Origin of the sequence: Streptococcus sp. 27098_8_82, from assembly GCF_041431615.1 — a bacterium.
Lineage (GTDB): Bacteria > Bacillota > Bacilli > Lactobacillales > Streptococcaceae > Streptococcus > Streptococcus sanguinis_K.
Window position 1 is genome coordinate 1 of record NZ_JAPVYB010000010.1, and the last position, 12,906, is coordinate 12,906.

The 12,906-nt window shown below is 41.2% G+C and carries 16 protein-coding genes; 12 read left to right on the top strand and 4 right to left on the bottom strand.

What is annotated here, in order from left to right; genetic code table 11:
- Positions 1 to 647: 647 nt before the first annotated feature.
- Entirely contained in the window at positions 648 to 965 is a 318-nt protein-coding gene (locus O3627_RS10845; protein ID WP_002896811.1) for a hypothetical protein, read from the bottom strand.
- A gap of 157 nt (positions 966 to 1,122) precedes the next feature.
- On the opposite strand from O3627_RS10845, the gene O3627_RS10850 reads away from it, so the two are divergent.
- The 10 genes from O3627_RS10850 (at position 1,123) to O3627_RS10895 (ending at position 10,323) form a co-directional block, all read left to right on the top strand.
- Positions 1,123 to 1,827 (top strand): hypothetical protein, encoded by a 705-nt coding sequence (locus tag O3627_RS10850; RefSeq protein WP_002928875.1) that lies wholly within the window; start codon positions 1,123 to 1,125, stop codon positions 1,825 to 1,827.
- A 5-nt stretch (positions 1,828 to 1,832) separates the two neighbouring features.
- Positions 1,833 to 3,770, top strand: coding sequence for a hypothetical protein (locus O3627_RS10855; RefSeq protein ID WP_002896809.1), 1,938 nt, complete (start codon positions 1,833 to 1,835; stop codon positions 3,768 to 3,770).
- 8 nt (positions 3,771 to 3,778) lie between these two features.
- Positions 3,779 to 4,447 (top strand): hypothetical protein, encoded by a 669-nt coding sequence (locus O3627_RS10860; protein WP_002896808.1) that lies wholly within the window; start codon positions 3,779 to 3,781, stop codon positions 4,445 to 4,447.
- Positions 4,448 to 4,514: 67 nt separating this feature from the next.
- Positions 4,515 to 4,850 carry a hypothetical protein gene (locus O3627_RS10865; protein ID WP_002896807.1) on the top strand — a complete coding sequence of 112 codons (336 nt, stop codon included), beginning with the start codon at positions 4,515 to 4,517 and terminating at the stop codon, positions 4,848 to 4,850.
- Between the two features lie 15 nt (positions 4,851 to 4,865).
- Positions 4,866 to 6,305, top strand: a complete 1,440-nt coding sequence (locus tag O3627_RS10870) for a CHAP domain-containing protein (protein WP_002903554.1) — start codon at positions 4,866 to 4,868, stop codon at positions 6,303 to 6,305.
- A 47-nt stretch (positions 6,306 to 6,352) separates the two neighbouring features.
- Entirely contained in the window at positions 6,353 to 6,931 is a 579-nt protein-coding gene (locus tag O3627_RS10875) for a hypothetical protein (RefSeq protein ID WP_223311198.1), read from the top strand.
- A 97-nt stretch (positions 6,932 to 7,028) separates the two neighbouring features.
- On the top strand, positions 7,029 to 7,454 hold the full coding sequence (locus tag O3627_RS10880; protein ID WP_125382183.1) for a hypothetical protein: 426 nt from the start codon (positions 7,029 to 7,031) through the stop codon (positions 7,452 to 7,454).
- 169 nt (positions 7,455 to 7,623) lie between these two features.
- Entirely contained in the window at positions 7,624 to 8,643 is a 1,020-nt protein-coding gene (locus tag O3627_RS10885; RefSeq protein ID WP_223311199.1) for an LPXTG cell wall anchor domain-containing protein, read from the top strand.
- 147 nt (positions 8,644 to 8,790) lie between these two features.
- Complete coding sequence (locus tag O3627_RS10890) at positions 8,791 to 9,825, top strand: hypothetical protein (protein WP_033179095.1); 1,035 nt, start codon at positions 8,791 to 8,793, stop codon at positions 9,823 to 9,825.
- Positions 9,826 to 10,128: 303 nt separating this feature from the next.
- Entirely contained in the window at positions 10,129 to 10,323 is a 195-nt protein-coding gene (locus O3627_RS10895) for a hypothetical protein (RefSeq protein ID WP_011836349.1), read from the top strand.
- Positions 10,324 to 10,467: 144 nt separating this feature from the next.
- Here the strand turns inward: O3627_RS10895 and O3627_RS10900 are convergent, their stop codons facing one another.
- Together O3627_RS10900 and O3627_RS10905 are read right to left on the bottom strand one after the other, a co-directional pair.
- The gene (locus O3627_RS10900; RefSeq protein ID WP_002896795.1) at positions 10,468 to 11,046 is read right to left on the bottom strand and encodes a hypothetical protein; all 579 of its coding nucleotides are present in this window, start codon (positions 11,044 to 11,046) and stop codon (positions 10,468 to 10,470) included.
- 56 nt (positions 11,047 to 11,102) lie between these two features.
- On the bottom strand, positions 11,103 to 11,294 hold the full coding sequence (locus O3627_RS10905) for a helix-turn-helix domain-containing protein (RefSeq protein WP_002896794.1): 192 nt from the start codon (positions 11,292 to 11,294) through the stop codon (positions 11,103 to 11,105).
- A 233-nt stretch (positions 11,295 to 11,527) separates the two neighbouring features.
- Between O3627_RS10905 and O3627_RS10910 the strand changes: the two genes are divergently transcribed.
- Positions 11,528 to 11,797 carry a helix-turn-helix domain-containing protein gene (locus tag O3627_RS10910; RefSeq protein ID WP_260468517.1) on the top strand — a complete coding sequence of 90 codons (270 nt, stop codon included), beginning with the start codon at positions 11,528 to 11,530 and terminating at the stop codon, positions 11,795 to 11,797.
- Positions 11,773 to 11,979, top strand: a complete 207-nt coding sequence (locus O3627_RS10915; RefSeq protein ID WP_260468516.1) for a hypothetical protein — start codon at positions 11,773 to 11,775, stop codon at positions 11,977 to 11,979. Before O3627_RS10910 ends, O3627_RS10915 begins: the two co-directional genes overlap by 25 nt.
- A 53-nt stretch (positions 11,980 to 12,032) precedes the next feature.
- Here O3627_RS10915 and O3627_RS10920 read toward each other — a convergent pair whose 3' ends face one another.
- Positions 12,033 to 12,872, bottom strand: coding sequence for a putative RNA methyltransferase (locus tag O3627_RS10920; RefSeq protein ID WP_125382182.1), 840 nt, complete (start codon positions 12,870 to 12,872; stop codon positions 12,033 to 12,035).
- Positions 12,873 to 12,906: the final 34 nt, after the last annotated feature.

Genomic DNA, 12,906 nt, shown 5'->3' on the forward strand with positions numbered 1-12,906 from the left:
AACGAAAGGGGGGGAATGTAAATGATGGATCCTATTCGGGAAATCATTCTTCATGTTGTCAAGTCAGTTCTGTCATATATTTTTTATAAATGTATTGACTGCTGGTTTGATACTATCAGAAGTCGTAAGAACAGCGCGAAGAAACCGCGCCGGTTCCCGACACGCCGCAGAAAGAAATAGTTCTGCCGCCCCTGTGTTCAATATATAGAGAACGTAAAAAAGCCCTTATCTACTGCAATAGATAAGGGCTTTGGGGTAATAAGCAAATGCTTAGAACCTATTCGGAACTTAAGTATACCCTATTTTTCCAATTTTGTCAATGGGGATCAACTTAAAAAAAGCTCTTTTTCAGTGTTCTTTATCTTACTTTGAAAGTTTTTTGCTGGTTTGATACTATCAAAAGTCGTAAGAACAGCGCGAAGAAACCGCGCCGGTTCCCGACACGCCGCAGAAAGAAATAGTTCTGCCGCCCTTGTATTCAATGTATAGAGAACGTAAAAAGCCCTTATCTACTGCAGTAGATAAGGGCTTTGGGGGGTAATAAGCAAATGCTTAGACCCTAGTCAAGAGTCTTTATTATACCCTAACTTCTCTATTTTATCAACCTGTTTTTTATACCAAATACAGAAATTTTTGGGCTATTTGGATTATGTTCCCGCTAGAAAAGGCAGGAACTTTGATAACCAATTGAGCAAGATATAGCCGAACAGTAGTCCCGAGGTGATGAAACCTAGGAAAATCGCAAAGGTGTAGGAGGCTAGCTGAAAGCGAGGATTTTTTAAATCGTTCCAAGTGACTCCAAAACTTCCACCAAGACCGCCGCAGATGGATGTTAGTGTGAGAATGAGAATACGTTTAAGTTTGGAGTGAGCTAGACTAGAATAGCTGAAAGCGACAGGAATTTGCCAAAGCAGCCAGACTAGTAGGGTTAGAAAGGGATGTTGTTGGATAAAACTGGAAATCAATAAACTGCCTCTTAGGTTATATTTCTTCCTATTTTATCCCAAGAAAGGGCAAAAATCAATCTAAAACAAGGGCTTCTGCTTTATCATAAAGCCTTATGAGATTTTGATAAAGTATAATGTTTTTATAATACTTAAAATAGAGAAAAGGATAGGATTTATGGCTCTAAAAAAACCAAGTTCTTCCAAAAAAATGGGAAAAAAGAAAAAACAAGAAACAACCGGAAACGGTAATAGTCGGCTTGGGAAGATTGCGGAAAATCAATTTTCTTATGATACAAAGGAGTTTGAAAATCGCGATTTTCTTTCTACAGTCGAATTGCTGGACACTAAGGCAATCTTAAACAATGTCAAGGGACAGCCGATTGCTTTGGAAAATGGCTATTCAGGCTATCTGCAAATCATGGAAGTGAGAGGGAAAGATTTGAACTCTCTTTCGGACAATGAGCGGCAGAGAACCATTCAGAATTTCAGGAAATGGAACTCTGAAATCACCTTTGACTATATGTTTGAGTCTACAACCTTACCGACAGATACTTCCGAACAGATTATTGAGTCTAGACGGATTTTAAATGAAGTTCGGCGAGAAATGAGCAAGACTGGAATCAGCGAAAATCGAATGGAGCAGCTGAAGGATCGAGAAAGTATTCTCATGCAGAATATTCTGTCAGAAGAAGCTGTCGAGCAGGAGTTATACAATGCAGAATTTTTAATCTGGCTTTACGGAGACACTATTGAAGACTTGCATAGGCAGGTGCGTAAGGCCCAGACTAGCGGAAATGGGGATTTTGTTCCAGTTATTGTTTCGGCTAGCAAAAAAGAGCAGATTCTCAAGCAGTACAACAATCAAAATGAAAAGGTGTAGTAGAGATGTTTTTAAAGAAACGAAAAGTTAAAAAGTTGATAGCTAGAGGCTATGACTTGCCCTTTATCAGCCGGATTCAGCCTCAGGGGAATATTGACTTTAAATCCGATGACCGCTATTGGAAGTCAGGAGATGGTTATCATGCAACCTTGTTTGTAACGGGTTATCCGACTGGTGGCCTGAATGACTACTGGGGTACTGAACTGATGCAGGTTCAGGGAACCAGAGCCTTTATGCATGTCACTCACTTAGATAATAAGCTGGTGCAGGAAAAGGCCTCCAAGGCTGTCGAAGAAAAGAGTTCGCGGATTGATGAAAATCAAAAAGCAACTAAGAATCAGGCTGAACTGGATGAAGTGCAGGATTTGATGTTGCTAGAACAGGATATTCGCCACAATAACTCGGGCGTTAAGGGTATTTGGACCCGTATCTATGCTTCGGGGAATACTGAAAAAGAGCTGTTTGAAAAAATGTCTGAGATTAAAAATGGGGCGCCGAAATTTTCCATGACGTCCTTTATCGGCGAGCAGGACATTGAGTATCATTCACCTTTTGTTCCGCCTTTGCGTCAGAAGGATTTGCCCAATCACCGTCAACCCCAGCCGGTGCCGGTACGGGATTTGTCTGGTGGTTATTGGTTTAACCACACCAAGCTGGCAGATCCGCATGGGACTTACTTTGGCTACACGCCAACCAGCGGTGCAGTCAACCTAGATTTCCTACAGAATGATGATATTCGGACTCGGCCTTTTATGTTTGTAGCCGGTGCTCCTAAAATGTATCAAAAGAAGTTCGTCCTCAAACACACGGATTCCCTCTATGCCCGAGGACACAAGATTATCAATATTGACTTGGATGGAACTTTTCATGATTTGACAAAGTTTCAATATGGGAAAGTGCTTAGTATGTCTGGTGGGGCTAATAAAATCAATATCATGCAGGTTCTCCCAACCATGACCAAAGAAAATGGAGTTGAAGTCGATGAAATCGGCTCCTTCCGTCTACATGTGGCTAAGCTAAAAAGTATTGCTCAGGTGCTGAACCAGGAGATTACTTCTGACGATCTGTTGCGCTTAGAAGATTTGATTACAGATTTTTATGTATCTATTGGCTTATGGCAGCACAATGCAGAGAAAAATGCCGAAAAGATTCATATCACAACGATTGTTAATGATGAGCATCCTCGTCTGTCCCAGTTTTGTTCGTTTTTGGAACAGCGTTATCGGGCAGCAGGAAAGGCCGGAAATGATCATGATACGAGATCAGTAGGACGTATTTCCAAAACTTTCAGCTCTCTCAATAAAAACTACGGTCCAATCTTTGATGTCTACACCAACTTTGAAGACTTGTCAGAGGAGCAAGTGGTGACGATTGATCTGTCGGAGCTGACTAAGACACCTATGCTGCTTAATCTTCAGCTGACCCAGGTTTTGTCTCTGATTTCTTCTTATGTGGTTAATAACGGGAAAATTCAGCGGCAGAAGCGCAAGCAAAATCTGTCCCTGACTCATGATCAGTTGACTCACTATGTGATTAATATTTCTTCAGCACAGATGGTTTTGGATATCCGCTATTCTCAGTCAGTAACTTTCCTGGCTGATATGATTGAGGAAATGGGGACAAACTATGCAGGAGTTGTACTGGAAATGTCCTCCCTGCAGAATGTTTTAGTTGCCAGCGGAAATACAACCCTAGATATTTACGCATCATCCATCAGGCGGATTTTCTCCCTGATGCAGTATCGTGTCTTTGCTAATACAGATGAGACTACAGTCCACCTACTGGCGGACGCTCTGAGAGAGTCCATGACAGAGTCTGAGCTGGAAACTTTGCCTAACCTAGTTCAGGGACAGCTCTTTCTCAATATCGCTGGGCATGGGAATGTTGTCTTTAACCAAGAATTTTTAGGGAATGAACTAGAAAGATACGCCAGTGTAGATTAGGAGATGATATGCTTGTTTTACGGTTTAACAACTGGTTTTACTCAACCAAAACCTTAAAAACCTTCTTTTGGCTGCGTTGGATTGCAACAGTAGCTTTTGGTGCCGCTTTTTTGCTCGGCTTTGGTCTGAACTTAGCTTATTTGATGGCGCTATCTGGAGGTCGCTTGGTGACGATGACTTTTTCTGTCTCCTTAATTGTTGGAGCAGTTGTTCTTTGCTTTCTCCTTGCTCAGGGAAAGTATCAGGCCATTGTTCCAGTTTTGCTGCTGACCTTTCTTCCTTCTACGCTCTTGACAGAGTTTGGGGTGACCGCGGATTTATATTTGCTCTTGTTGCTGTTTATCTGTTATTTAGAGTCTGTTCATCGCCGGTTTGTGGTTAGTGTAATAGCTAAGCTGAGTAAGGAATTTTCTCCTATATATAGCAAACGTCTGAATAATAAGAAGCAATATCGGGCTTATCGTCATGCCTATATGGTGCTGGAACTGTTGAATCCTGATGATTTTCGGCTGACCAAGGAAGTGACTAAGACAGTATCAGACAAAGTCACAGGGTTGAATGAAAAAGAAATCACCAGAACCTTCAAAATCAAGGGTGTATGGGGCTCGACAACTATTACTGATGAGCTCTACACTAGTCCCCAAAAAGGCCGTTTTTCTGTCAGACGAAAAATTTAATGCGTAAAATCAATATAGAAAGGACTTCAGGCAGAAAGGGAACTTCCTCTGCCTGAGGAAAATGTAAATGGTAAAGTACAGACTTGTCCGGCCAGATGTAAAAAAAGCTGAAAGGCATGAGGAGAGGGAGGCAGAGTCTTCGCATTCTACAAAAAGACGTATCCGAGGCCCCATTTCTCTCTATAAGGATACCGTGGAATCCTATCGTGCCAAAAAGGAATCTGTCAGCAATTATTACCAAAACATGGTAGATGAGCAAAAAACCTACTATGATCATGGTGATGACTGGCAGATTCAGGAGCAGTACAAAAGAGACCGTGAATTTATCAAAAAGCTTTTAAAATACGGTCTGGTTGTAGCTGTCCTCGTCGTATTGTACTGGCTTTTACGAACTTTTTTTTGAAAGGTGTAGAGAAGTATGGTATCAGAAACAGCCAAGAAAGCAGCTAAGAAAGCAGTGAAGGGTGCGGTTAAAAAGGCTATCTTTTTAAAAGTCTTTCTTTGGATTGGAATTCCTGTTCTGCTTATCTTGCTGATCATGTTTCTATTGGCAGCTATCCTGATGGGAGGAGGAGCTGAAAGTAGCGGCGGATCCAGTGATTGTAATCCAAGTGGTCAAACCTCTCCCAATACAACAGAAGAGACAACATCGGCCAATAGCTCTATAGAAGAATTTGTCAAACAGCACGAGAAGGCTTATTTAGACTCCTGGAAAGTAGGTGGCTTTTTGCCGTCCGCCTCTATCGTACAGACCCAGATTGAGACCTCTTTTGACCAGAGCGTCCCATCTTTTGGTAAGGCTCATAATATGGGTGGGGTCAAATGGAATAAAAGGTCAGATTTTACTCAGACTATTTCTTTATATGGAAATAGCTCCGTAGCTGAGAGCGGACCAGGTACAAATGTTGGAGATGGGACTGGAGGAGAATATGCATTCTTCTCAACCTTTGATTCAGGTATTGTCGGCAAGGCAGAGTTTATGAAAAATCAGACTCTCTATAAGGGGGCTATTAACAATACAGACGGAATCAGTACGCTTAGTGCCATTGCAGATGGGGGTTGGGCAACAGATCCATCCTACAAGACTAAGTTGCACGATCTTTACAATAGCTTGGGCTCCAAGTTTAAGTGGCTGGATGAGAAGGCCATTTCTCAGTATGGATCCAGCCCTGTCGCGGCAACTTCTTCTGGCGGTGATTCTTCGGGCAGTGAAACGGATAGCGGTTCCCCTTCGTCCAGCAGACCCAAGAAAAAAGGTTGTAACGATGGCAGTTCGACTGGGACCAATGGTGATGCTGTTGATGGTTCAGGCAAGGTGCCAGAGGATATAACTGCCGCAATCTATACTCCAAGTACTCTTCCAGCTAGCTTAAATCCTTATCTTTTAGATCCAAGAGCTTTTGGTATGGAATATGGTGGCAGTGGAGCTAACTGGGAGCACCCTGATGAGTTCTATCTGGCTGGTCAGTGTGTTAATCTGACTATCAGCTTTGGGAATATTTTGTGGGGTCACAAGGGAGTTGTCATTGGGAACGGAATTGACCAAGCAGATGCCTGGGCAAGGATCTTTGGGAATTCTACAAAGAAAGCACCCAAAAAAGGAGCTATCTTTTCCTGTCTAAGTGACAGCGGGAATCCTGCAGGCCATACAGGGATTGTCTGTCATGTCTTTGAGGACGGCAGTATCCTGACCTGTGAGCAGAATAGTATGGTTAGTGGTACAAATGCAGGTAAACCTTTTACTTGGCACTACTGTGTGATTAGGCCGGCTGAGCAGGCAGAAAAACATTATGAGTTTGCTTATCCAGATGATAGAGAGCCTAATCTAGGCGGTAATAAAACGGGAGCGAGTAACTAGCTAGACGAAAAGAGGTAATGATGAATCCGAGAAAGAAAAGAAAATTAATGATCACCTTAATTTGCTTAGGTACGGTGCTCTTCATAGCCATGCTTGTAACGGTGTTTTTAAATAGGCAGGCTAGGAAGAAGGCAAGAGAAGCGGAGATTTCTCAGACGAGCTCTACAGATGGGTCTTCTGAAAGCTATTCATCTCAGTCGTACCGTGAACCAACACCTAACGAGAAAAATTATCAGCATGCGCGTGCAACCTTAGAGAGACCAGAGAGCGTGGTGACTGAAGAGAAAAAAAATAAAGTGGCTGAAGCTTTAAAGATAGCGATCGAGGATATCAAAAAGCATCCTGATACAGCAAATATCTCTGGGAATATGGATAATCGTTTAGCCTCTACTTCTAGCCCCATGGTTCTAACGTTTGCTATGGCAATTAATTTAGCTGGTTATAACATAGATGAAAGTAAAACGGAGGTTTTTAAGTCCTACAGTGATGATGTGCTTCAGTTCCTCTGTGTCATGACCAAGGAAGGGAAAGAAAATTCCTATTTTGTCGGTAACTACAATGACTATACCGGCCAGCTTCAGATTGCTTCCTACCATGGTGGCAATATCAGAGTTCGGGGAGACTGACTTTATTCATTACTACTGCTGTATATTCTCACTGCAACTGGTGAAATAAATCGGTTTAGGTTATACTAGAAGACAGAAAAGCAAAAGGAGAGGTTGTATGCATAGTCATTTAAATGCAATAGAATTGGACCATCTAATTGAGCAATGTCAAAGTGGCGAGCTGAATGCGGCGGATTTGGATCCTCTCCTGGTCTACGAGATGGAGCTCAGAATTAATGAACGCTTAGCAGAAGATCAGGAGCCTTTGATGTTTACTTTTCACGAAGTTGCCTATAACGGCTTTGTTCCGGAGGTCCACTCTGTTTGGGTTCGCGATCGTGATTATGTTAGGTTGTTTGGCTTTCTCTTTTTCACTGTGGCTTTGATTCTTTTATCGCTTTGGATTTTTTCTGGTGGAAGCTTATTCAGTGGTAAAAACTTTCAATCTATCCTAAACTTACTCTTCCTTTCTATTGTAACTTTTCTCATGCTTCTCTTAGTTTCCAACAAACCAGAGGATGATTTAGAAAAAGAAGACCAGTAAGTACTGCTAATTTTAGCGGTGCTTTTACAATTATTCGCATCTTATTTTATTGCTTGGTTCCAACGATCCAGAGTGAAAGTAGTTGCGAAAGGTCACAGAAAAATAGTAAAACTTTTTACGATAAACAGAAAAACGCTTACTCCTGAGCTATAATAGGAATAGCAAATAATTGAAAGGACATTCTGTTATGAAAAAGAATAAAATAATCCTTCTATCAGCCTCTGTTCTACTTGCAGCATCTATTGGTGTTAATCTTGTCTATGCTGATGATCCGAATCCAGTGACCCCACCGAGCGATGAACGCCCAGTTCAGCCGACTCCGCCTGTAGATAACAACGGCAATAATAACCAACCGACCCCACCACCTGCTGATAATAATGGCGGTAATGATAACGGTGGCAACAATGGCGGCAATAACAACGGCGGCGGTAATAATCAGCCAACCCCGCCAAGTGATGATGGGAATCCAGTTCAGCCGACTCCACCTGTAGATAACAACGGCAATAATAACCAACCAACCCCGCCACCTGCCGATAATAATGGTGGTAATGGTGGTAATAACAACGGCGGCGGTAATAATCAGCCGACCCCGCCAAGCGATGATGGGAATCCAGTTCAACCCACTCCACCGGTAGACAACAACGGCAATAATAACCAACCAACCCCGCCACCTGCTGATAATAATGGCGGTAATGATAACGGTGGCAACAATGGTGGTAATGGTGGTAATAACAACGGCAATAACAACCAACCGGCCCCACCGCCTGCTGATAACGGCGGCAACAATGGCGGCGGTAATAATCAGCCGACTCCACCGAGTGATGATGGGGGTCCTATCCAGCCGAACCGTCCTGGTCAGCCGAAACAACCAGATCCCAAGCCAGCGGTACCAGATCCATCTGACCAGCAACCTGCGCCAAAAGCTCCTTCCAAACCGAAAGCTAGCCAGAAGCCTGCTGATCAGGTAGCGAAAGGAAATGGAGCAGAGCCAAATGCTGCGGATCCAACCATTTCTGTGCAAGGTTCAGCGGAGAATTCGAACAATAAGGCGAAGGAGAACAAGCCTGTTGCTACTCCAGCTGCCCCAGTCCTTCCTGCCACTGGAACGAACCAAAGTTTTCTTGCTTTAATAGGTACTGTCATGCTATCGGTATTAGCCTTTGTTGGGTTCAAACGTAAAAAAAACTGAGTGATTTCTCAACATAACCTTCTAAGTTTAAAAGTCTGATTTGTATTCAGACTTTTTCTTTTTTCTCTCTTTATGATAAAGCTCTATAGGTAATATTTCCTGTATAATTTTAAGTAAGAAATATTATAAAAAGGAGGTGAAAAAGGATTGTCCAATATCCTAAGTAAACATAGAATCAAACAAACTGAAACCGGAAAGTATGTGGCCATTGTTCCGTCCTGTTTTAGTAAAGATTATTACCAAAGCTTTTATATGAGCCGACTCCACCCTAGCCGTTCCTTTCCTTTTCGCTTAAACGGTCTTTATGAAATTAGTTACCAGAATGAAGCGGATTTTCTTCTGGTAGGACGAGAACTGTCCCAACTGGAGAAAGACATTCTAGTCTTTATTGCTCGTTTTCGCAATGTCCAGAAACTTCATATCCAAAAAGAGATGGGAAGCAATGTCTCGGGGAAGCGTATTGAAAAGGCAGTTCAAAAACTATGCCAATATTTTTTGATTGAGACTTGGGAATTTCCGCGACAGGACAAGCCTGAAGTTAGTGCAGCTGCTTATTCTATCAGCCAAAATGGCTATCGCTTGCTGCGCTATTTTCAATTAATCGAGCAGCAGGAGTATTATAAGCAGGAAAATTTATTTGAAGATGATCTTTATCAGCCTCTTCGCTTTTGGAAAATCGTAGATACCTATCAGATTTTCAAATTATCAGCTCATTACAAAGGTTTCTTGCCTCAGAAAATGTTGGCTCCCCAGCCCTATACCATTAAACAGACCAAAAAGAAAACAAATTCGTTGGGAGAAGAGAAGAAGACCCAGACTGAAAGACAGATTTTTTTGCGTCAGGCTCTTTTGCAAGGAGAGTTGCTCTTTGAAAATCCTAGATTGCAATATGTCTTTGACCTCTACCCTCTCGTGACGGAAGCAGACTTGGAGGAACTTCTGCTGATTTTACAACATTGGTCTGTTTTAGAGGATCCCTATCGCTATTTGGTTCTGATTGTGGATTCTTGGGATCGTGTAGAGGAAGTTAGTCACAAATATGACTTATCTGCTTATGAAGCTAATATCCTATTTTTTGATTTGGACAGCGCGCAGCATGAGGATTTACAGAGCTCCCTCTATCAGTTTGATGCAGATAGCAGAAGTTATTCTCTTCTGCCCTTTAAATTACGCATCCAGTAAAGTGCTGGACAGCATTAGGCAATGACTTTTTAGAGCTATGTTGTAAGACTGGACTGAATAAATTTAACAAAAAAGTTTTTGGTTAAATTTATAGAATTTTTTAAGAATTGTGGTATACTCTTAAAGTAGAAAATTCCACCTTTTTTGACGACAATTCTTGCTCCTTAAAACTCTTACCGAGGTATGATTTGAGACTCAATAAGCGGTTTCGAATAAATGGACGCAAGAGGATAAATTGGTGTTCTGACAGGCAGAGTACAAGACCTAGACGAGATGATAGAAATAAAAGAGGAGTCAAAATGAATGAAGCAAAAACCCGATGATAAGAAATATTTAGTCATCCATGGAGAAAAACTAATACAGGAAATAGCTCAAGACTTCCCAGTTGTAATCCAAGAGTATGACGGGACCAAGGTTGGTTTGGTGAAAATTGATAATCCAGAACAGCTTCCAGAAAAACTAAAGGTATTATTTGAAGATGGTATTGAAATATTATAAAATCAGGCACTGAAATGAATCAGTGCCTGATTTTATATATCTAAAACGAAAGGAAATCGCGGGTAAGATAAGGCAATCAAGTCAGCTAAACTACAAAAAGGTCAGTCGAGCATAAAGCAGGACTGACACAGTCTTGTCAAAATCTTACTCGTAGACAAAAGTTAGGGGCTCTTGAGTTTTCATATCAATGTATTGCCCTTTGTAGTACATGACATTGGCTTTTCTCAGCCAAGAGGTAATCTTGTCACGGACATTGAACTCAATGCCCAACTCAGCTTCAACTTTTTTAATTTGCTTCTGTTGCATCTCTCTTGAGAAGAATCGGGCCAAGATATCTGTATCGATGAGATGCTCAGCAATGATGATAGCAGGATCCTTCAAGTAATTAATAAAATTTTGATAAGTCAAACTTTTTAAGAAGTCATTACATTTATCAATAAAGCGCTTGGTCATTAGGCCCTCTTCGAATTGAAGCAGAGGGAAGTAAAGAAGGCGATAGTAGGTTTCAAAGATTTCGTCAACTTCTTCTTCACTGAATTCTTTGGATAGGGACTTACTAATGGGACGCTGTCCACCATAGACATTGATGCCGATTTCTAGGCACATGTTATAGGGGCTATAGCCCAGCAACATGCAGTTGATAATTTCTTGATTTTGCTCATCTTTGCTCTGTTTCCTAAAGTATTTCAACTTATCTTCCAAAAATATAATCTTAATTTCCATGAAACGTTGCTCCTCTGTAAATCAGTTAACGGTCCTAAAATAAAGTTGATTTAAAATCAATCAATTTTCAAGAGCTCGTCTGTGTTTACGTTAAAAATTTTCGCAAGTTTGATTAGTTTATCGCCTCTGATGTTCAGTTGATTGCGCTCCATATGAGAAACGGTCATTTGAGAAACACCTAGTAATTTTGCTAGTTGAGCTTGTGTCATTTTATTATTGCGCGCCCGCAATTCTGCTATCGTTACCATAGAAGACTCCTCAAATTTTATGACTAAAATTATATACTCTTTTTTTTATTTTATCAATAGAATTGTTGATTTAAAATCAATTCTTTTAAAATATAGCTTTTTTAAATAAGCTATAAAGGCGGTTTCATGGGCTTTGTAGATATTATTACATTTTCTTTACATTTTCGCTGATTTATTCTCTCCTTGCTGGTATAATCTATTTGGAAAAGATAGGTTTTTTAGGAGACTAATCAATGGCAACGGTAGGGGAAAGAATAAAAAAGCTGCGGATTGCTCAAGGATTTACTCAAGCGCGCCTAGCAGAGATTTTACATGTTAGTAAGGCTGCAGTCTGCAAGTGGGAAAGCAATACTAATCTTCCTAAGGTTATGGAGCTCAAGAATATGAATAGTCTTTTTCATGTTTCAGCGGATTATCTTTTAGGACTTGCTAATCGTTCGGCGATAGAGCAGCTAAGCAGCGAAAAAAGCTTGAAGCTATGGCGGGCTATTTTCACCAATTAGAATCTCCAGAAAGGCAACAGGCCTGCATAGATTTTGTTATCAGTCAGTTCAATGAACAGGAAGCTGTAAAAATAGAGGCTGAAAAAATTCAGCGGGCCTTGGATGAGCCTGCTGAAGCGGTTCTTGATATGAATATTATTGTGGATTCCAGCTTAGATTTTCAGGGTATGGACAAAAGTTGACAGTAAATTATAGCGTTTGGGTCTAAAAATAGAGAATTCGGTAGAGATAGGAATTACACTCTTCTTTTAGCGAGGAGAATTTTGGCGGCGATAGTAACTTGATTGAGATTCGACCAGTCTATTTTGTTCTGATAGACATGAAAGAGTAAAGGAGTCATTTTGAGAATGGCTTCTTTTGTTTTAGGGGTTAAGGAGACGAGAGCTTGTGTATCCTTTTCATGGATAATCTGGAAGTTCTCCTCCAGATGTTGGATGACCTGCTGATTAGAATAATCTTTTTGACGGAGCTGGTCAGCTACTTTAGCTCGAATTTCTTTCAGATGGTTTTCTGTTGGGATGACTTTAATGATAAGCCCCTCTTTTTTCAATACTCGCTGAAATTCATGATAGTTAGCTGGTGAGAAGATGTCCAGTAAGACATCCATGCTTTGATCCTGAACGGGTAAGTGTGCCAAATCCCCGACGAACCATTTTACAGCCAGACTCTGATCACTTTTTGCAGCTAACTGGATGGAATCTTTGGATAAATCAAAAGCGTAAATTTCTTTGTTGGGGAATTTTTCCTGAATTTTTCGAGCATAGTAGCCCTCTCCGCAAGCGACGTCTAGAATGGTCTGTTCTTCAGGCAGGGTCTGCAGCAGATCCTGCAACTCATCTAGGATATGCTGATAAAAGCCGGATTCCAAGATGACTTGCCTATTTTGAAAGCTTGTTTTGTCATAGTCTTTAGCTTGTTTAGCTTGAGGAGCTAGATTGACATAACCGAATTTGGAGATGTCGTAGGAATGGCGATTAGGACACTTGAGGCTGTTTTCTTCCATAGCTAAGCTTTGCTGGCAGAGTGGGCAGGTCAGAGCCGGAGCTTGGGCAAATCGGGCAAGTTTTGGTTTCATAGGCGCTCTCTTTCTACTGTTTTTATAAAGTTCA